Origin of the sequence: Pseudomonas sp. 51_B, assembly GCF_017491595.1 — a bacterium.
Taxonomy (GTDB): Bacteria; Pseudomonadota; Gammaproteobacteria; order Pseudomonadales; family Pseudomonadaceae; genus Aquipseudomonas; species Aquipseudomonas promysalinigenes.
The window spans coordinates 1-481 of record NZ_JAFGYW010000283.1 but is presented as its reverse complement, the minus strand read 5'-3'; the positions used below and the strand labels follow the sequence as shown (position 1 = coordinate 481).

Genomic DNA, 481 nt, shown 5'->3' with positions numbered 1-481 from the left:
CACCTGCGTCAACGCCTTGTCAGCGAGCACCTGGTAGGCAGTCGTGACCGTGGACGCCTTGCGGGTGAAATAGAGCGCCAGCCGCAGGCCCTCGTTCTGGTCGCCGGCCTTTTGCTCCATGGTCTGCGTGACGTAATGGGTCGCCGTTCCGGTCGTGGCCTGAACGGTCTTCGTCGCGTTGCTGCCGAGCGCGGCGAAATTGAAGGCCGTGGCGAATTCGCGGTAGCGGGTGTCGGTCAGCTTGTTGGCGAAGGTGTTCTTGTTCGCGACACCCTCGGTCAACACCTTGCGCATGAACGCCTTGGCGTAGGTCATGTCGCTAAGGCCATAGGCCTTCATGGCGTAGGAATAGAGGCGATAGTCCTTCAGGAAGTCGTCGATCGTCTTGACGTTGCCGATATGGCTCAGGAAGTAATCGGTCTCGCGGCTGACATCCGGCTGCGTCGCGACCTGTGTCAGCGACTTGCCCATGTCCTTGGTC

Annotated in this window: 1 protein-coding gene; it reads right to left on the bottom strand. The window is 60.7% G+C overall.

The annotated features are described in order from the left end of the window. A partial coding sequence (locus J5M56_RS24845; RefSeq protein ID WP_207938042.1) for a DUF1217 domain-containing protein occupies nucleotides 1-481 on the bottom strand: 481 nt, incomplete at both ends.